At 29.2% G+C, this 19,072-nt stretch carries 19 protein-coding genes and 2 pseudogenes; 16 read left to right on the top strand and 5 right to left on the bottom strand.

The genetic code is table 11. The annotated features are described in order from the left end of the window. Nucleotides 1–93 precede the first annotated feature (93 nt). Together BMZ74_RS14390 and BMZ74_RS12455 are read left to right on the top strand one after the other, a co-directional pair. Nucleotides 94–204, top strand: a pseudogene (locus tag BMZ74_RS14390) (ATP-binding protein); the annotation flags it as partial. A 211-nt stretch (nt 205–415) separates the two neighbouring features. Further along, nucleotides 416–1,324 carry a cation diffusion facilitator family transporter gene (locus BMZ74_RS12455; RefSeq protein WP_089862545.1) on the top strand — a complete coding sequence of 303 codons (909 nt, stop codon included), beginning with the start codon at nt 416–418 and terminating at the stop codon, nt 1,322–1,324. Between the two features lie 423 nt (nt 1,325–1,747). On the opposite strand, the gene BMZ74_RS12450 is transcribed toward BMZ74_RS12455, so the two are convergent. Both BMZ74_RS12450 and BMZ74_RS12445 read right to left on the bottom strand, forming a co-directional pair. Then, complete coding sequence (locus tag BMZ74_RS12450; RefSeq protein ID WP_089862544.1) at nt 1,748–2,026, bottom strand: helix-turn-helix transcriptional regulator; 279 nt, start codon at nt 2,024–2,026, stop codon at nt 1,748–1,750. 10 nt (nt 2,027–2,036) lie between these two features. After that, on the bottom strand, nt 2,037–2,372 hold the full coding sequence (locus tag BMZ74_RS12445; protein WP_014553244.1) for a type II toxin-antitoxin system RelE/ParE family toxin: 336 nt from the start codon (nt 2,370–2,372) through the stop codon (nt 2,037–2,039). Nucleotides 2,373–2,733: 361 nt separating this feature from the next. Between BMZ74_RS12445 and BMZ74_RS12440 the strand changes: the two genes are divergently transcribed. From BMZ74_RS12440 to BMZ74_RS12385, 12 genes and pseudogenes are all read left to right on the top strand, one after another. Next, nucleotides 2,734–3,099 (top strand): VOC family protein, encoded by a 366-nt coding sequence (locus tag BMZ74_RS12440; RefSeq protein WP_089862543.1) that lies wholly within the window; start codon nt 2,734–2,736, stop codon nt 3,097–3,099. 1,188 nt (nt 3,100–4,287) lie between these two features. Then, nucleotides 4,288–5,130 carry a GIY-YIG nuclease family protein gene (locus BMZ74_RS12435; RefSeq protein ID WP_076543403.1) on the top strand — a complete coding sequence of 281 codons (843 nt, stop codon included), beginning with the start codon at nt 4,288–4,290 and terminating at the stop codon, nt 5,128–5,130. Between the two features lie 613 nt (nt 5,131–5,743). Further along, nucleotides 5,744–6,526, top strand: coding sequence for a hypothetical protein (locus BMZ74_RS12430; protein ID WP_218142079.1), 783 nt, complete (start codon nt 5,744–5,746; stop codon nt 6,524–6,526). A 2,064-nt stretch (nt 6,527–8,590) separates the two neighbouring features. Then, entirely contained in the window at nt 8,591–9,733 is a 1,143-nt protein-coding gene (locus BMZ74_RS12425; protein WP_089862542.1) for a DUF4236 domain-containing protein, read from the top strand. A 185-nt stretch (nt 9,734–9,918) separates the two neighbouring features. After that, nucleotides 9,919–10,530, top strand: coding sequence for a hypothetical protein (locus BMZ74_RS12420; protein ID WP_089862541.1), 612 nt, complete (start codon nt 9,919–9,921; stop codon nt 10,528–10,530). Nucleotides 10,531–10,604: 74 nt separating this feature from the next. Beyond that, a complete protein-coding gene (locus tag BMZ74_RS12415) occupies nt 10,605–11,189 on the top strand; it encodes a hypothetical protein (RefSeq protein WP_089862540.1) in 585 nt (194 codons plus the stop codon). 212 nt (nt 11,190–11,401) lie between these two features. Beyond that, nucleotides 11,402–12,496: an RES family NAD+ phosphorylase gene (locus BMZ74_RS12410; RefSeq protein WP_005488428.1), complete on the top strand. Its 1,095-nt coding sequence runs from the start codon at nt 11,402–11,404 to the stop codon at nt 12,494–12,496. Nucleotides 12,497–12,695: 199 nt separating this feature from the next. Further along, nucleotides 12,696–13,211 (top strand): hypothetical protein, encoded by a 516-nt coding sequence (locus BMZ74_RS12405; protein WP_089862539.1) that lies wholly within the window; start codon nt 12,696–12,698, stop codon nt 13,209–13,211. Nucleotides 13,212–13,243: 32 nt separating this feature from the next. Next, nucleotides 13,244–14,065, top strand: coding sequence for a hypothetical protein (locus tag BMZ74_RS12400; RefSeq protein WP_089862538.1), 822 nt, complete (start codon nt 13,244–13,246; stop codon nt 14,063–14,065). 306 nt (nt 14,066–14,371) lie between these two features. Next, nucleotides 14,372–14,965, top strand: a pseudogene (locus BMZ74_RS12395) (AbiV family abortive infection protein); the annotation flags it as partial. Between the two features lie 350 nt (nt 14,966–15,315). Then, nucleotides 15,316–15,615, top strand: a complete 300-nt coding sequence (locus BMZ74_RS12390; protein WP_089862536.1) for a type II toxin-antitoxin system Phd/YefM family antitoxin — start codon at nt 15,316–15,318, stop codon at nt 15,613–15,615. Between the two features lie 20 nt (nt 15,616–15,635). Continuing rightward, complete coding sequence (locus BMZ74_RS12385; protein ID WP_089862535.1) at nt 15,636–15,938, top strand: type II toxin-antitoxin system RelE family toxin; 303 nt, start codon at nt 15,636–15,638, stop codon at nt 15,936–15,938. 182 nt (nt 15,939–16,120) lie between these two features. Here the strand turns inward: BMZ74_RS12385 and BMZ74_RS14630 are convergent, their stop codons facing one another. Both BMZ74_RS14630 and BMZ74_RS14625 read right to left on the bottom strand, forming a co-directional pair. Beyond that, entirely contained in the window at nt 16,121–16,450 is a 330-nt protein-coding gene (locus BMZ74_RS14630) for a transposase (protein ID WP_218142078.1), read from the bottom strand. 9 nt (nt 16,451–16,459) lie between these two features. Further along, nucleotides 16,460–16,870 carry an IS110 family transposase gene (locus BMZ74_RS14625; RefSeq protein WP_218142077.1) on the bottom strand — a complete coding sequence of 137 codons (411 nt, stop codon included), beginning with the start codon at nt 16,868–16,870 and terminating at the stop codon, nt 16,460–16,462. A gap of 417 nt (nt 16,871–17,287) precedes the next feature. On the opposite strand from BMZ74_RS14625, the gene BMZ74_RS12375 reads away from it, so the two are divergent. Then, entirely contained in the window at nt 17,288–17,839 is a 552-nt protein-coding gene (locus BMZ74_RS12375; RefSeq protein WP_089862534.1) for a hypothetical protein, read from the top strand. A gap of 683 nt (nt 17,840–18,522) precedes the next feature. Beyond that, complete coding sequence (locus tag BMZ74_RS14850) at nt 18,523–18,903, top strand: reverse transcriptase domain-containing protein (protein ID WP_089862533.1); 381 nt, start codon at nt 18,523–18,525, stop codon at nt 18,901–18,903. 58 nt (nt 18,904–18,961) lie between these two features. Here the strand turns inward: BMZ74_RS14850 and BMZ74_RS14385 are convergent. Next, a partial coding sequence (locus BMZ74_RS14385) for an ATP-binding protein (RefSeq protein ID WP_245750889.1) occupies nt 18,962–19,072 on the bottom strand: 111 nt, incomplete at its 5' end.

Below are 19,072 nucleotides of genomic sequence, written 5' to 3'. Positions count from 1 at the left end.
CTACAGATTGACTCACAGAGAAACCATTTTTGGAAAATCTTAGGTGTAAAATCTTAATGAGCGAAAAGTGTAAAATATTATTTGACATTCACACCGGCATTAACTGCAGCTATGGTAGATAGATTGACCCACAAATCATATGTAATTAATATGAATGGTAATTCTTACCGAATGAAAGAAACTGAAGAGTGGCTGGGTCAATAAAATTAATATTATTTTTTGCTTACCCGGGTCAATTTTCAATTAATAAAAGGGTCAAATTTCACTTGACAAAAACAAAATTTAATGATAAAATAAAATTGGCTTTGATTTTCTAAATACTTACTACCTATTTTAATTAAACAAACTAAACCTAAAAATACCTCGTAATTTTTTTAACTTTAATGATTATAATAACAAATGTGGGGTGAATTAAATGAATATTTTAACAGAAGATATTCGTGCAAAAAAAGCAAATAAAATTACCTGGATTGGATTTTTTGCAAATCTAATCTTAACATCAGTTAAATTAATTGCAGGAATAATCGGTAATAGTACTGCAATGATTGCTGATGCAATTCATTCTTTATCAGATTTCACAACAGATATAATAGTTTTAATCAGTTTTAAAATAGTTAGAAAACCGCCTGACAAAGATCATAATTATGGTCATGGTAAATTTGAAACTCTTGCGACAACAATTATAGGAATTACATTATTTGTTGTTGGATTAGGAATCTTATATTCTAGCGGGGAAAATATTTATTCGGCAATCTTATTAAAAACTAATCTAGAATCACCAAGAATTATAGCACTTGTTACAGCATTATTATCAATGATAACAAAAGAGATATTATTTAGAATCACATTAAAAGAAGGAGAAGAAATCAATAGCCCTGCAGTAATTGCAAATGCATGGCATCATAGATCTGATGCGTTTTCTTCTATCGGAACTTTTATAGGTATAGGAGGAGCAATTTTATTAGGTGATAATTGGAGAGTCTTAGATCCGATTGCTGCAACAATTGTTAGTATATTTATAATGAAAACTGCTTATAGCATTTCTATTGGCAGTATCAAAGAATTATTAGAAGAATCACTTGATGATAGTACTAATAAAAATATATTAAAAATAATAGAAAATATTAATCAAGTTAGATCTCCACATGAATTAAAAACAAGAAAAGTAGGTAATAAAATCATAATTGATATTCATATAAATGTTAAAAACAATCTAAGCATTGTTGAAGCTCATGAAATCAATAATGAAATTGAGAGAAAGATTAAAAAAATATATGGAGATAATACTATTATAAATATTCATACTGAACCTGAAAATGAATAAAAAATAAGAATAAAGTCATCTTAATAATTTATAGTATTTTGAGACTAATAATGCTGAATAAACAAAAGATAAGATAGAAGAGCGTAATTTAAAGATCGTTTTTCCTCTAACTAAAATCCAGGATAATATAGTCTTTGAGTTTGAAGATCCTGAAGGAAACCATATAGAAGTCTTTTCTAAAATTTAAGCATCAAAATCAAGTTTTAATTAAAGAAAAGTTATTCGTAACTATCGGCTGTTACAGCATATAACATGGGATTAAAGGTTCCGCTGCGCTCCACGCAAATTCATTCGGCAAGCCAAGTCTGGCTAAGCCTCATGAACTTCTTAAATCCCAGTAACGTTATATGAAACCGTAGCAAACGCTTTTACAACTAAAATTTATAGCATAAAGAAAACAGTGCCGGTAAACCTTCAGCACTGTTAATTAAATCTAATTTCAAGTTTTTTACCAAGTGCATGAGCAACTTTATCAAGAAATTCAACACTCGGATTATAATCGTCATTTTCTAGTCTGGAAATAGCAGACTGTTTAGTTCCTATTCTATCTGCTAATTCTTTCTGAGTTAAATTATTTTCAATTCTATACCTAATTATTTGTTTTTTGATTTCATACATAACATTCAGTTTTTCATATTCTTCCTTAACTTTTTCAGATTCAAAAAGTTCATTTTTAAGTTCTTTATGATCTATAAGTTCCATTTTTTTCACCTCACTTGATAGAATTAAGTCTGTTAAGCGCAATATCTATTTCTCTCTGTGGAGTTTTATTAGATTTCTTCTTAAAGATATGCAAAAGAACGAAGATACCATCCTGATAATTTAAAAAGAAAACCCTAAATATATTAGAACTATGCTTTATTCGTAATTCCCAGAGATCATCATATCCTTTTAACTTTTTAAGATGGGGCATACCAAGGAATAGACCAAATTCTTCTAGAAGTTCTATTTCTCTTAGAATTTTAGCTTTTTCTTTAGCTGACTGTTTTTTAATAAATTCAATTACTGGAGATTTATTATTTTTTGCATAATACTTAATTTTATACATAATCTATTCACTCCAATTTCTAAATTTATTATATCACATATATGTTATAAAAGGAAGTAAAAATTTAAAATTAAGTTTATATAAAAACATTTACTGTATAAATGCAGGGATTTTTTTCTTTTGCATGAAGTAAGTTAATAATTGATAAATTAATAGATAAAGCTACGGCATCATATAACATGGGATTGGCGTCATGACTTCTGTCATAAAGCTTGCAATTTAACCAATCTCGGATATGAAAACGCAAGCTTTACGCCAGTTCCTGCGGAAACAGTCACGAGCGCAAATCCCAGGGACGTTATATGCAATAACAGCCTGGATTACAAGTAAAGAGTATCTTTAGCAGGAAGGATAAAGACTTATGAAACCTAAATTACAATCCGCTTACATATCTGTAGAAAATACTGAGAGAGCAATAAATTTTTATGAATGGTTTTTAGAAAGATCAGCATCTAAGAAAGGTGAGAGTTTATATCTCTTTGATGTTGATGGATTTCGCCTTTTCTTATTTGATCATAATAATGAGAATGAAGAAGTAAAATATGGAGATAACTGTTTATTAAGTTTTGAAGTTGATAATGCTGAGAAAACAAAAGAAAAGATAGAAGACCGTAATTTAAAGATCGTTTTTCAGTTAACTAAAATCCAGGATAATTTAGTATTTGAGTTCGAAGATCCTGAAGGAAACCATATAGAAGTCTTTTCTAAGGTATCAGCATCAAAATAAAGTAATAATTAAAGAAAGGTCCATCGTGACTATCGGCTGTTACAGCATATAACATGTGATTGGCGTCATGCCTTCTGTCATAAAGCTTGCAATATTATGCAGCAAGAAATATTAAAGCAAGCTTTACGCCAGTTCCTGTGGAACCAGGCACGAGCGCAAATCCCAGTAACGTTATGTGACATTAGGCTAACTAAGTTTCCTTGGGCTTAGAAGTGCCAAGATGGATTTGTAAAATGCTATTGAAATAAATAAAAACCAATAATAATAATTAAATCTATAATTTCAAATCTAATAGTTAAGATCAAAATAATTTACAGTTGAATCGCTTATGAAAAGTCTCAGGTATAAAGTCTTAATGAACGAAAAATGTAAAAAGTTATTAAGCATTAAAAAATATTTTGAGTAAATCTTAATGAAGTAACTTTCGTGAAGATAGTAAAAGCAAAGTATCAATGATAAGCACTGCAGCAGATAGTATTAATTTAATAAAAAAGAAGAGAAGAGGTCTTAATTAATAATAAAAATATTTTTGATTAATCTTTAATGTGAATTGTTAATAAACTGAAAATATAAAAGCTTTATTGTCCATTATAACAATTTAGTAAATCTATATGAAGTAAGTTTCGGGAAAATCTAGAATTTTAAGTATCAATGAGAAGTATAGCAGCAATAATAAATAATAAAAAAAGCAAATATTTTTACGCCTAACAGTCACATTCGTGACATTAGGCTGGGTCAATTAACTTTATCTCTTAGAAGTTCCGAGATGGATTTATAAAATGTTCGTAACTAATAAAGAAATAATTAAACCTGCAGTTTTGCAGGTATTTTTTGCTATTACAAGAAGTATATTATTAATGTTATAGTTTTATAGAAATAATTATTAAGAGAAGAGATCGTTATAAAATAGTTTTAAGCTAATATAAAATTCAAAGCAACAATGATAAGTATTAAAATAAAAGATCAGAAAAGAAAAACGTTGGGCGAGAATACTTATAACCGCCTAACAGTCACATAACATGGGATTGGCGTCATGCCTTCTGTCATAAAGCTTGCAGTTTAACCAATAACGGATACGATAAAGCAAGCTTTACGCCAGTTCCTGCGGAACCAGACACGAGCGCAAATCCCAGTAACGTTATGTGAAATGCTAAGTTTAAAATTTTTGTGGACTTTTGGAGGAAATTTATGAAATTAAAAGAAATTTTAAAAATAAAAAATTTAGACAAATATAGAATTAAAATCGTTAGACATACAACTGAACGTAAATATATTAAAGATTTGATTTTGCAAGATAATTTTGCTCTTTATCAATCGGTTCAAAAAAATGATGTTTTTAGTAAATATGATTATATTATAACTTTTAAAGCAATTGAAGGAACACATTCTTTGCTTCATCGGATGTATGAAATTAATGGATTTAAAAAAATTGATAGTTTACCAGAAAATTTATTATCAATAAAGGAACCCGAAAATTGGGGAGTAGGCCCTTTTTACAAGTATGATATGAAAAGAGTTAATAAATTAAGCGATCTTGAAGAAAGATTAGTTATCGATTGGGGAAAATCAGCACTTTCATGGCATCAAAAAAAATTAGATAAAAAAGTAGTAGAAATATTACCAGAAAGTTTTGTTAAAATTTTTCCTGGTTATGAAGAGGTTATATTATCTTTTGAGGAATTATCAAAAATGATAAATAACCCAGTATCTAATAGGCAATGGAAAACAGCTCTATCAAGTGTTTACGGAGTATATTTAATATTAAATAAAAAGAATGGTATGCAATATGTAGGATCTGCATATGGTAACGAGGGTATTTGGGGGCGATGGTCAACTTATGTAAGAAATAAACATGGTAATAATAAGTTAATAAAAGAATTATTAAATTCTAATCCAAATCATTATAAACATTTTCAATTTAGCATCTTAAATATAGTTCCTAATACTGCCATGAAAGAAGAAGTTCTTCGGCTTGAGGCAAAGAACAAAGAGAAATTAGGATCAAGAGTTTTTGGGCTAAATGATAATTAATATAAAATTACGCACTTCACATAACATGGGATTGGCGTCATGCCTTCTGTCATAAAGCTTGCAATATTAAGCAGCAAGAAATATTACGACAAGCTTTACGCCAGTTCCTGGCGGAACCAGGCACAAGCGCAAATCCCAGTAACGTTATATGACATTATAACAATGTTACTGCAGCTAATAAGACCGAGAGAAAGGGTTTGGTTATCGCTGGATGAAGTGAATATACTTTCTCCGGGGAAAGTAAATAGAAACTGCAGGGTATTAACGAACCTGGGTGCGTAAATGGAGAGCATGATCAATTTTATGAGAGGTCATAGCATCATCTTCAAAACTTCCGACTGATGGTTAAGGTTTTTTGCGGGAAGACCGTTGCAAAAAAGAAGATAGAGGTTCGGAGTTTTGAAGATAAATGAGAAGCAATAGAGTCGATATTGTTATAACAGTCATATAACATGAGATTAGCGGCATGCCCTCTGGCACAAAGCTTGCTATTAAACAATTGCGAGTATGATGGCAAACTTTGCACCAGGTCTGTGGACACCGGGCACACCGCGAATCCCAGTATCGTTATGTGCAATTGGCACAATATTTAAATTCTAAAGAGATGATAATTATGTTAAATAAAAAATACAAAGAGCATAAAGTTTTTGAAGAAATAGATGAGTATGAAGGCTTTTATGAAAGTCTTTCTTATTCTATTATGAATTGGACTACTGCTGGAACTCAATCAATAATTAATGTTGATACATATCTTTTGAGCTCTATAAAAGGAACACTTAATTCAATAAAAATGATTTTAAAGAATGGTCAAATCAATGATTCTTATGCTTTATTAAGAAAGTATTATGATTCAATAGCAATTAATATTTATATTAATTTATATTTGATAGAGAATAACAATTTAGAGAAACTCTTTGTAGAAAAAATAAATAACTGGATCATTGAAAAAAATCAATTACCGCCTTTTTCTGAAATGCTTAACTATATAAAAAACTCTTCAGAACTAAAAGAAATAAACTTATTATTAAAAAAGAATAATTTATATGGGAAAATAAGAGATAGATGTAATGATCATCTTCACTATAATTCTTATAAACTTTTTTTAATTAATGATGAAAAAATATATTCAAAAGAAAGAATAAAATATTTAGACCAAATATCTAATGATTTACGTAATCTATTCATTTTGCATTTTATTTATCTTTTTTATTTAAAAGATAAATATATGATGTCAAGTGACTATATTGATAGATTAGAAGTAGGACTTACACCTGTAGAAGATTCTCAGTATTGGGTAGCTCCTTTTATTCAAAAAATATTTGATAAAATAATTAAAACAAATAGAAATGATCTAGCAAAAGAATTAAAAAGCAGTACTTATATGGATTTGAAATAATCTTAAAAAGTGCCAACAGCACATAACATGGGATTGAAGATTCCGCTGCGCTTCATTGCAAATTCGTTCGGTAAGGGCGGTCGCCCTAAACCTCACGAACTTCTTAAATCCCAGTAACGTTATATGCAATAATGATTAAACATCAGCAAAAAAGGGAAAAGATAAAAGAAGGGTTGGGGCACCGCTAACTGAGATATATTAACTCCTGCAAATGAAGTAAATAATAATTGCAGGTTTCCAGTGGCTTTAACAATGAACTGGGAGGATTATAATTCACAAAGATTTCTACATATATCAGAAGGTAAATTAGTCACTGTTTGATCTTCACGCACTTCGTGAAGATTTAATATAGTACAGAATTTATGAACTTTTTTGCTGGTTAAGAGTTAATATAAGTATTCAGTAAGTTGAAGAAGTAGATAACTTTTACGCAGCAAATCATTACAGCATATAACATGGGATTGCCGTTAGGCTAAAGAGCAAGCCTACCCTTCGGGACATGCTTTCTGTCACAAAGCTTGCAATTATAGGCATCAAGAAATATAAAGGCAAGCTTTCCGCCAGGCCTAAAGGCACAGGCACGTCGGAAATCCCAGGGACGTTATACGCAATAATAACTAAACATCGGCTAAAAAGATAAAAGATAAGGTTTGGGCATCGCTAACTATAATTCATTAACTTTCTCCATTAAAGAACTAATAATTAATATTTTTTATAAGGTGTTAACAATAAACTTGGGGGATTATAATTCAAAAAGTTTTTTACATATAGCAAAAAGTAAATTGGTCACTGTTAGATCTTCACGAACTTCGTGAAGACTCAATATAGTAAATGGTTAATGAATTTTTTTAGCTGGTTAAGAATTGATATCAGAATTCAGTAAGTTGAAGTTAAGTACAAATTTTAACGAGGCAAGTTATTACAGCGTATAACATGGGATTGCCGTTAGGCTAAAGAGCAATCCTACCCTTCGGGACATGCCTTCTGTCACAAAGCTTGCAATCATAGGCAGCAAGAAATATAACGGCAAGCTTTCCGCCAGGTCTAAAGGCACAGGCACGTCGGAAATCCCAGGGACGTTATACGACATTAAACTAGGTAAGTATGTTTTCAGCTTGGAAAGAACGAGATGGATTTGTAAAATCCTATCGGGTAATTCAAAACCAAATTAATAATAATTAAACCATTAATTTTAAATTATTTGGTTAAGATCAAAATAATTCACTGTTAAATCGCATTAGAAATATTTAAGGTGTAAATTCTTAATTAACGAAAAGTGTAAAAAGTTATTTGTCATTAAAATTTTCTGCTGTAAATCTTAATGAAATAAGTTTCATTAAGATAGCAAATTCAAAGCATCAATGATAAGTAGCAGCAACTAATAATAAATGAATTAAAAAAGAAAAGAGATAATAAAAGATTTATCCGCCTAACAGTCACAGTCGTGATATTAGGCTGGGTCAAGTGTCTTTATTGCTTAGAAGTTTCGAGATGGATTGACAAGATGAGCTTTAGAAAATCAAAAAAGAGAAATAATAATTAAACCTGTTACTATGCAGGTATTTTTTTCTTTTACATGAAGTATATTAATAATAAATCGATTTCTGCAAGTAAAACTAAATTAATAGATTTTTATTCTGCAATAATAGGGGATTTTAGTTTGCAACTTTCAGGAATATTAATTGCAATTCTTAAAGAAAATAAAAATATTATGAACTTAACTTCGTGAAGATCTAATAATTTTGCAGTAAAAAAATAATTATTTCGATTAAACATACTCATTAGCGCCTTAAATGAGTATGTTTAAGAGTTAATGACTATATTTATTAAGAGAACCAAATAATAAAAGAGAAGAAATTAAAAGAGCTGTCGTTTAACAGTCGTATAACATGGGATTGGCGTCATGCCTTCTGTCATAAAGCTTGCAATTTAACCAATAACGAATATGAAAAAGCAAGCTTTATGCCAGTTCCTGCGGAACCAGTCACGAGCGCAAATCCCAGGGACGTTATACGACATGGCGCTAAAATCTATTTACCTATAAAATAAGGGAGAGGTGGAAATATGGCTTTTAAATTTCGAAAGAGGGTTAAAGTTTTTCCAGGTTTCTATGTAAACCTTAGTAAATCTGGAATGAGTGCAACAGTTGGTATGAAAGGTCTAAATGTTAATGTTGGAAAGAAGGGTACTTATCTAAATACAGGTATTCCTGGAACTGGTATTTATGATAGAAAACGGATTAGTGGTCCAAAAAACAACAATATCCCGCGTAACAATGAATTATCTTCAATTCCAGAGGATGCAGTTGAAATAAAAAGTTATAAACCAGAATTAATAACTAGTGAAGGATTATATGGACTTAAAGAGTCGATTATAAATGCTAAAATAGTTAAGGAAGAACTAAAAAAAGAAAGTAATAAATTATCATTTCACAAAACAATATCTATGTTATTGATGATTATTTCATATATATTGATTATTGGTTTTTTTATTAAATGGTTCAAAATTAACTTTAAGGAAAAAAGTACTGCTGCTCAAGATGCGAAGGATAAATATGAAGACTTTAAATTAGATATAGATTTTAATATGGATGACTCAATTTTAGATGATTATTTAGTATTAAAGAAAAATTTTAAAAAGTTAATAGAAGTAGAAACGATTTGGGATATTACCTCTTCAAAATATGTAGATAGAGTTAAAGAAAGATCATCTGCTAGTACTTCAGTAACACGAAATAAAGTTTTATTTTCAAAATCATCTTTAGATTTTATAGATACCGAATATGAAGCTTTAAAATTACAAAATGCAAATGGTGGGGATTTATATATATACCCTGGTTTTATAGTAATGTTAAATAATCATAATAATGAATTTGGCTTAGTGGATTTTAGAGATATTAAATTTGATTATTATCCGCAAAGATTTGTAGAAGAAGAAAGAGTTCCAAGAGATACTAAAATAGTTGATCGTACATGGAGATATGTAAACAAAAATGGGTCGCCTGATAAAAGATATAAGAATAATTATGAGATACCAATTGTTTTATATTTTGAAATGAATATTAAAACATTAAAAGGTTTAAATGAAAGTTATCAGTTTAGTAATCCAGATGTTGGACAGTTGTTTTGTGAATCATTTGAGAATTATAAAAACTCTCTTCAAAAAATGAATTGGAAAAAAGATGCAGATGAACAAAATATTCGATAGAGCATAAAACCGCGCCACGACGTATAACATGAGATTAGCAACATCCTAATTTAGATGGATAAATGGGGACTGGGCTGACTTATGTAGGGTTATAGGTTTGCTTTGAGAATGAAGAGTTAACGAGGACGTCGCGAATCTCAGGGACGTTATCTGAAATACCATAATCTATAAAAAGGAGTATTCTAATGTTAAATATTCTAGCAAATATATTGAATTCATCCATTTCAAATCTATTAGAAAATCAACCAGATATCTTAGAACACACATCTGAAACAACAATGACTGAATGGAATCTAGCACATCATTTTGCAAATGAATTAAAAAAATATATATTTTGGTTAAACAACGATGTGGATGTTACTAAAGGAAATTTACATAATCGTAGACCTGATATTATTTTTCATAAAAGAGGAATTTTTAGTTTAGATTTTCTTGTGATTGAAGTGAAGAAAGATCAAAATGACGATAGATCTGATATTAATAAAATCAAAAATAATTGGATGAATGAAAAGTTGAATTATAAATATGGAGCTTATATAAATATTTGGGCTAATGATGGTTATATTGGTTTTGTTTTTGATCAACAAGATAATATGAAAGATATTACTCAATATAGTAATTATATTAATACTCCTTCAGTATCTAAACAAATATGTAATCAATTTAATAATAGTATTCTTGAAATAAAGGGAATAGAAAATAATCTAAATAATAATCGAGGCTTAGAAATTGAATTACAAGAGAAGGTAAACATTATAGAGAATATGTGGAAAGAGATAGTTGAGGAGAATTCATAAATTTTGTTTTAGTAAAAAATTATACTTCAGATAATATGATAAATAATAAAAAATAAAGAAATGAGGGCTTATAATTGACATATGAAGAAATTTCAGTTTGGACACAAGTAATTACAACACTAATTACTTTGGTTATAGTAATTTTAACCTTTATACAAAGTAAAACTAATAAAAATACTCTTGATGAAATGAAATTAAGCCGGATAGAAAGTGTATCGCCTCATTTGGTCCCAAATTTAGATGAGGTAAAAAGAGGCTTTGCCGATGGAGAAACATCATATATTTTTGATATGAAAGTAAATATTGATTTAAACCAAGAAAAAGAAGATAAAATCAAGATACATAAACCTTTTGATATAGCTTTTTATAATTCTGGGAAAGGACCTGTCTATAATTTAGAAGTTTTAAGATTTAATGATACTTCTAAAAAAAGTTCCGAGAAAAATATAAGAATAATTAATCCAGGAGATCAGAAACAAATACAATTTAATCTGTACCTGCTAAATAAAGATAGAATAACGTCAAATAATAAAATTGATATTAGATATGAAGACAATTTTGGTAATGTTTATGAACAAGGAATTGGAGTAGAAATAGAAGAAGCATTTTTTAAAGTCACAAATGTATTTCCTATGAGGCCCAAATTAATTGGTAAATAAACTAAAAAGATTTTATATAACTATGTAGTAATGGTACTTCAGATAACATGGGATTGGCGTCATGACTTCTGTCATAAAGCTTGCAGGCTAACCAATTACGGATATGAAAAAGCAAGCTTTACGCTAGTTCCTGCGGAACCAGTCACGAGCGCAAATCCCAGGAACGTTATCCGAAATCTAATTTAAAGATCTTTTTAAAGGAGAAATTTAATATGTATTGTTGTGAGGTATGTTTTAGTGATAAAAAAATAGTAGGTTATATTAAACAAAATGGTAGTAAAAATAATTGTGATTTTTGTGGTGCAAAAAATGTTGCTTGTATAAATCCATTAGAATTACAAGATTTATTTGTAAATTTAATTGATTTATATACTCCTTATAAAGAAATAAATTATACAGAAAGGAATTTCAGCGGATCATTAGCAGAATTAATCCAATATGAATGGAATATATTTAATAATAATTTAACTAAAAATAATCAAAATAGTCTTTTAGATAAAATAAGGAATGATAAAGGTAATGAAAATTTTTATAGTTCTTCTGAATTATGGATAGATTTTAAATATGATTTTCTCATAAATTCTGGAGTAGGTTATTGGAGTATTTTATCAGAAAAACTAAAATATCATACAAGATTTATAATAAATCAATCTACTAATAATGAACAACAATTTTTTGATTTATTAAATGAATCTATAGAGATCGCAAAAACTATATTATCAGAAGGTTGTAAAATCTATAGAGCAAGAATCGGAAGTAAAAAAGAGAAAAATAATAAAATAAATCAAAAATATGTTCCGTATAAAGAAATGGGGGTTCCTCCGAGAAATAAAGCAAGTGCTGGCAGGGCTAATCCATCTGGGATACCATTTTTATATTTAGCATCTGATAAAAAGACAGCTTTATCTGAAGTAAGGCCTTGGAAAAAAGCAAAAGTTTCAATTGCAAGTTTTTTGACAAATCAACAGTTGAAAATTGTAGATCTAACTGATATTGATAATATAAAATCTCCTTTTGAATTTCAAGATAATCTAAAAAGAGAAATAGAGAAAAGATATTTCATAAAAAATTTAAGTTATAAATTAGCAAAACCAATAAATCCAAATAAATCTGATATAGAGTATATTCCGACTCAATTTATTACTGAATATATTAAGATGAAAAATTATGATGGTATAAAATTCAAAAGTGCTATGGGACCAGGTAATAATATAGTTTTATTTAATGAAAAAGTTGTTACTCAAAAAAATAGTAACCTGTTTGAAGTTGAAAATATTGATTATAAGTTTCATGAATATAAGAATTAGTTCTTAATATAGTGTTTATAAAATTAGACTTCGGATAACATGGGATTGAAGATTCCGCTGCGCTCCATGCAAATTTATTCGGCAAGGGCAGTCGCCCTAAGCCTCATAAACTTCTTAAATCCCAGTAACGTTAGACGAAATAGCTTTAAATTTATAATAAATTATTCAAATCAAACAAAATAAAGGAGGAGAGATATCTTTGGAAATGAAAACGGTTTTTGAATTATTTAAAGAATTAGATGTTAATTCTTTCTTTATTGTATTATTTATGTTAATAGCAATGATATGTCCAGGTATTTTAATTATATACTTATATAATAATCAACTTTTTATCACTCTAAATATAATAAAACTGATTTTATTATCTATATCTATAAGCTCGCCAGTTTTTTTATTTAATTTTATAATCAATTATTTCATAGCACATCGCTTATTGAATAAATTATCATTTGTTGATGTAAGAGTTGAATGGCAAAATGGTGGCCAGGAGTTTATGTCTGAATTAAGTGAGGCAAGTATTGGAGGTAGTATTAGAAATTCTTTCTTTTCATTATATGGTGGAATATTAATATCTTATATTTTCGATTTATCAACATTTGATTTAATTTATAGCATTATAGTTCTAGAAATCTTTGCTATAATCTTTACATATATCATTGAAAAAAATACAGCTAATGATTTAGAAGAACATAATAAAAATAACTCAAGTGTATAAATTTTTAATTTCATTTTTGAGGAGGAATAGATATGAGTTTTGAGTTAAGAAAAATTGAAGATGTTGGAACTAGTAATCCGATTGTAGCTCGTCTTTCAATTCAAACTAACCAGATATTAAATTCATTTCCCATAGAAAAACAAAAGAAACAAGAGATCATTAATGTATTAGGGAATAAAGTCCAGAAAAAATTAATATTTTGTTTCAAAATATATAGATATATTTTTGAAGAAGCTCAATATATTAAAAAAGATATATCTGAAAATGGCTTAAATGAACAAGCTAATGGACGAGTTATTAATGTACCAACTATTATAAATATGGAAGATAAATGTGAGAGTTTTTTATATCAATTTAAATTAGCTTTAAGAGAATTAACTCAATTATTTGGAGTATTTTATGATAAAAAATTTGATAAACCTAGATATGATAAAATTCACGAGTGGTCCAAAAAAGAATTTGGGGAAAATGATGAACTAACAAAAATATTAAAATCAGACCATGATCTATGGATTAATAAGGCAATATCAATGCGTAATGCTGTTGAACATCCTGGAGGATACTCAGGTGTTTTACATATAAATAAAACTCAAATAATTAAAAATAATGGAGAAAAATCTTTATTATTGCCAACATGGAATTTAAATGATAAAGAAAAAAGTTCAATTTTAAAGGATATGTCTATGTTTATTATTAATATGTTGGAATTTTGTGAAGATTTACTTATGATATCATTAAAAAAAACTGATAGATCAGACATACCATTTATTTTTGAAGAAATACCAAATAAAGATAGAAATGAAGATTGTCAAATAAGAATTAGAGTTTCTTTGGAGAAAAAATTTTTAAACTAATTAGTTAAGCTACTTCGTCTAACATGGGATTAAAGATTTCGCTGCGCTCCATCCAAATTTATTCGGCAAGGGCAGTCGCCCTAAGCCTCATAAACTTCTTAAATCCCAGTAACGTTATATGAAATTCCAGTTAAATTATTGCTATACTGTTTTTTGATAAACACGCTTAAAAAAGTTGGTTTAATAAAATCAGAAGGAGTTTTTATTGTGAAAGAAATTCTACTAGAAACTAGAAGAGACACTTTTTTTAATGCTAAAAGATTAATTTATGATGCAGTAAAATTATTTTAAGAAGAAAAATATCCATCTTCTACTTTCTGTGCCATGACTGCAATAGAGGAAATAGGAAAAGTTATATACTTACGCATGGTAAGTATCAGCTTATTAGAAAGATCTGAAGAAGAGTTGTCTTCAGAACAAATTAAAGAAATAAAGAAAGTAATAAGAAATCACACAGGTAAAGCTTTGCAAATGGCAAACTGGTCGTTATTTATTAATTCTGCAGCTGACAAAAGACATGGAGTTCATCCTACTTCTGGAATTTATAGAACATCTGGTATTGTACTTTTGGTGCGTTCAGGTAAATGGATGGAATATAGAAATAATTGTTTATATACTGATATTGATTTTAATAATAAATCTGTTATTTCACCTTCGAAAATTAGTAGAAAAAATGCATATTATTTTATATGCATGGCATATGAAGGTCTTTCGGAACAAGCTGAATCTGGTTTAGGATCTGAATTTGAAGGGATTGATGGTACTGAAGCAAGAAATGAGTGGATAAGTCTAGAAAATGAATTAAAAAAATTTATCGATAAAAATTATACTAATGTGGACGATTTGGATTTTTTAAATAATGCAGATGCGTATAGAGAGTTAGCAGAAAAGAGAGGTTAATTTAAGAACCAACTGGAACTTCATATAACATAGGATTGCCGTTAGGCTAAAGAGCAAGCCTACCCTTCGGGACATGCCTTCTGTCACAAAGCTTGCAATAATAGCTGCAAGAAATATAAAAGGCAAGCTTTCCGCCAGTTCCTGCGGAACCAGGCACGAATGCAAATCCCAGTAACTTTATACGAAAGAGCTGGTTTGCAAAAGTCTTTTAAAACAATAGATAGATTATAAACTAAAATACTTCTATAAATTTAAAATTAAATATTACAATTGATTTTACATAAAATTTAATGTATAATTTAATTAAGATAATATTTATGAAATATTTTAAATTTATGGAGGTGCAGATAATGGTTACTTTAAGAATTGATAGAGATCATATGGTCTCATCTTCTGAAATTGTTCGTAACTTTAGTAAAATGTTAGATAAAACAAAAGAGTCCCCGCTATTTATTACCAGAAATAATGATATAGAAGGTATTATGATGGATATTGAAGAATATGAAATGTTACTGGAAAAAATCGAATTTTTGGAAGAACAATTAGAAGATGCCCATATTGAAGAGATTATCGCTAAAAGAAAAGAAAACTTTGATCTTAAAGATGCAGTAAGTGAAAAAGAAATAATGGACTTATTAGATAAAGAATAGTTTTTAGGGGGCTTAAGTTGATGAAACTTAAATTTCATCCTGAAGTTAAAAATGATATTGATAATTTAGATGGAAGTGTTAAACCCAGACTTAAAAGTACATTAAATAAAATAAAAAAATCACCTGAATTGGGAAAACCACTTGGAAATAAAAGTGGAATTGATTTATCTGGTTGTTTAAAAATCTACTTTTATCGAAAAAAATATAGAGTTGTTTATCAAATATTGAACGAGGAAGAAATAATGGTTTGGTCTGTTGGTAAAAGAGAAGATCAAGTTGTTTATATAAGTGCATATAAAAGAATACTTGAAAAGGGGCAGTAAACCCCTTTTTTTTATTTATTAAAATTTCTAAATTTTATCAAAAAATAAAACCAGCTCTATCATATAAACCAGCTAATTAAAGTCAAGTAAATTTAAAAAATAATTATTAGAGCTAAAATTAGGCATGACAAAATAAACCTACTGTAAAGTAAGTTTTAAAATCTTTAAAGCAGCTAAACAGACTAGTTTATTCTAAAGGATTCATCATTTTTCCATACTCCATAAATAATTCTTAATAACTTATGTGCTGCAGCAATAATAGCAACTTTTTTTGCTTTTCCCTCATTAACTTTCTTGCTATAGTAATTATATAAAATAGGATTATTTGGAACTTCGTTTGTTTTTCTAATTCCAGCAGATGCAGCTTGATATAGTGCTTTACGTAGATGTGTTGAACTACGTTTAGATATACTATTATGGGTTGATCTGAATTTACCAGACTCATATACTGAAGGATCTAAACCTGCAAAATTTAAGTTGAAGTTCTCTGAAAGTTTCATTAATGCTTTCATAATTTCTAGTTAAAACACGAATCTCATTACAATATTCAGGAATATCCTTTTAGCTGTAAACTTATTTAAATAAAAGACTTCAGCAATGCGATTGGTATCAAGAGGGTCAGTTTTAACTTTTCTAATAGAATTCTTTTTCTGTTTATGAGTGAGAATAGGGTTTAATTCAATTACATGATAACCACTTTCAGAAAAAAATGACTTGATTGGTTTAGAAAAATTACCGGTAGCTTCCATGACTATCAATGGTTTGACGCCTGTTTTAACTTCTAAAGCAAGAAGAAGGTTAATGACATCACTAGCGTTAGCATAAGTATGTTTAAAGGAGAAAGGTTTAGAATAGGGTTTTTGATAAGCTACAAAAGGTTTAGCATAACTATATGATTTTGAAACGTCGATACTTAAAACAGGTTGATTCATTAAAACACCTCCAAAGATTGACCAGGACCCTCAATTCGACTTTCCCCAGGTTCGTGAGGTGATACGGGTTTAAAGACCCAACCAGCTAAAAGAGATAAAAGACGATTGGAGGGCGAGACCAGTTTATGCGACGAGATCAAGATGTCCCAACATGGCATACGGTCTTCACCCTGGTATATTTCTTCCAGTATAAATTACTGAAATCTAAATAGAAAGAAAATAATTATAGAATTTATTTATCTATTATACGAACATGGGATTGGCGTCATGCCTTCTGTCATAAAGCTTGCAGGTTAACCAATAACGGATATGAAAAAGCAAGCTTTACGCCAGTTCCTATGGAAACAGTCACGAGCGCAAATCCCAGGGACGTTATGTGACATTATTTTTAATGAGTGAAAATGAGGTGATAAATAAATGAAAGAAGAAAGGAAATTATCAGAAGCAAAATATTTTTATAAAGGAATGGTTGAAAGTTTAAAGCAACATAATAGTGAGCAATTTAGTTATAATTTAAGTGCTTTTCTCTCATCATCTAGATCAATTTTGCAGTATTCATATAAAAAAGCAAAAGGAATTAATATGCTAAATGTTTATGAAGAATTGGTTAGTGATAATCCAATATTATCATTTTTTAAAGATAAAAGAAATGTAAATATACATGAAAGACCTATAAATCATATCACTGGTATTACTGTAAGTGACACGATTTCTGTTAGTGCATCAATTGAAAGTATTAAATGGGTAAAATATGATGAAAACGGTAATGTCATAGAAGAAAAGGAAAGTTTTAACAAAAAGAAGAAAAAACCTAGTGATATTAGTTCTAAAAAAGATAAGGATGATGCGAAAGTTGAATATATTTTTAAAGATTGGACAGGTGATGAAGATATTATTGAATTATCCCAAAAGTATATAAATGAATTAGAAGAATTTATTTATAAAGCTAAAGAAGCTGGTATAATATGAAAGCAAAATAACGTCGTCTAACAATATATTTACGGTTCCGCTACGCTGCACCCAAATTTCTGAACCTAAGCCAGGTCTGGCTTAGGTTCAGAAAATTCGTAAACTAGGATACGTTAGAACGCCAGGAAGTTTAATACTTCTAGTAGAGTGAGATAAAATAATATCACACCGCAAAAATCAGATGGTAATGATATAAATAAAAGTCTGACAGAAGGTCAACTATTGCTACCTCGCTGTCATTAGGAAAAGCATATTCGTAATGTAGATATTAATCTATCAAGTCTCTATCAGTTAAAGCCTAACCAGCAGACTGTATCGAGTGTTGCATCGAAATAGGCAACTATCAGATGAAGTGTACACAGAGAACTTTTTAGGCCAGAAGGAGTACCGTACTCCTGAAGCATATTCAGCCCCGTTAACTGGAAGTTGGTAGCACCGACTAAAGAGCAGATGACAACATGTTTAACGTCATGGAAGTCAGTACAAATGAGTTGTAATGGTGAGACTCATGAGGGTCTGTCGGGGTCAGAGCACCTGGCATGAAAAGAAAGAAGTATTAGGAACCTGGGAGGGCTCCTGCAGTTCCAGTAATCAAACTGGTAGGTAAATCCAACCAAACAAGAAGGACAACCAGAAGCTGGCAGGACTTCGGATTAACTCATAGTACTCTGAAGTCAAAATAGATAAATACAGAGAAAAAAGAAATAACAGAAGGTGATACCTATTTTCTAAGGTATGCAGATGACTATATAACAGCATTCAGATATCGAAAAGATGCTGAATATTTTTATAGTAAGATGCAGAAAAGACTGAATAAATTTAGACTTAAACTTTCTCTGGAAAAGAGCAATATAATTCTCTTTTCAAGATTTAAAAAGCAGGGTAGTAAAAGGTTTGAATTTTTGGGATTTGAGTTTAGTCGGAGCACATCTCTTAGAGGAAAAGATATAATAAAAAGGAGAACCTCCAGAAAGAAACTTAGAAAATCAATAAAGAATTTCAGAAAATGGTGTAAAATGATGAGAAACCAAAAACTAAAAATGCTGTTTGTTTTTGTCAAGTGAAATTTGACCCTTTTATTAATTGAAAATTGACCCGGGTAAGCAAAAAATAATATTAATTTTATTGACCCAGCCACTCTTCAGTTTCTTTCATTCGGTAAGAATTACCATTCATATTAATTACATATGATTTGTGGGTCAATCTATCTACCATAGCTGCAGTTAATGCCGG

The organism is Halanaerobium salsuginis, assembly GCF_900114545.1.
Lineage (GTDB): Bacteria > Bacillota > Halanaerobiia > Halanaerobiales > Halanaerobiaceae > Halanaerobium > Halanaerobium salsuginis.
This window is presented reverse-complemented; position numbering and strand designations above follow the sequence as displayed.

Bases quoted from the DNA above. Each gene is read 5' to 3' on its own strand.
- BMZ74_RS12440 (WP_089862543.1), top strand. From the start codon at position 2,734: ATGAAACCTAAATTACAATCCGCTTACATATCTGTAGAAAATACTGAG.
- BMZ74_RS12425 (WP_089862542.1), top strand. From the start codon at position 8,591: ATGGCTTTTAAATTTCGAAAGAGGGTTAAAGTTTTTCCAGGTTTCTAT.
- BMZ74_RS14630 (WP_218142078.1), bottom strand. From the start codon at position 16,450: ATGAAAGCATTAATGAAACTTTCAGAGAACTTCAACTTAAATTTTGCA.
- BMZ74_RS12385 (WP_089862535.1), top strand. From the start codon at position 15,636: ATGAAACTTAAATTTCATCCTGAAGTTAAAAATGATATTGATAATTTA.
- BMZ74_RS12450 (WP_089862544.1), bottom strand. From the start codon at position 2,026: ATGGAACTTATAGATCATAAAGAACTTAAAAATGAACTTTTTGAATCT.
- BMZ74_RS14625 (WP_218142077.1), bottom strand. From the start codon at position 16,870: ATGAATCAACCTGTTTTAAGTATCGACGTTTCAAAATCATATAGTTAT.
- BMZ74_RS12455 (WP_089862545.1), top strand. From the start codon at position 416: ATGAATATTTTAACAGAAGATATTCGTGCAAAAAAAGCAAATAAAATT.
- BMZ74_RS12445 (WP_014553244.1), bottom strand. From the start codon at position 2,372: ATGTATAAAATTAAGTATTATGCAAAAAATAATAAATCTCCAGTAATT.
- BMZ74_RS12400 (WP_089862538.1), top strand. From the start codon at position 13,244: ATGAGTTTTGAGTTAAGAAAAATTGAAGATGTTGGAACTAGTAATCCG.
- BMZ74_RS12430 (WP_218142079.1), top strand. From the start codon at position 5,744: ATGTTAAATAAAAAATACAAAGAGCATAAAGTTTTTGAAGAAATAGAT.
- BMZ74_RS12435 (WP_076543403.1), top strand. From the start codon at position 4,288: ATGAAATTAAAAGAAATTTTAAAAATAAAAAATTTAGACAAATATAGA.
- BMZ74_RS12390 (WP_089862536.1), top strand. From the start codon at position 15,316: ATGGTTACTTTAAGAATTGATAGAGATCATATGGTCTCATCTTCTGAA.
- BMZ74_RS12375 (WP_089862534.1), top strand. From the start codon at position 17,288: ATGAAAGAAGAAAGGAAATTATCAGAAGCAAAATATTTTTATAAAGGA.
- BMZ74_RS12420 (WP_089862541.1), top strand. From the start codon at position 9,919: ATGTTAAATATTCTAGCAAATATATTGAATTCATCCATTTCAAATCTA.
- BMZ74_RS12410 (WP_005488428.1), top strand. From the start codon at position 11,402: ATGTATTGTTGTGAGGTATGTTTTAGTGATAAAAAAATAGTAGGTTAT.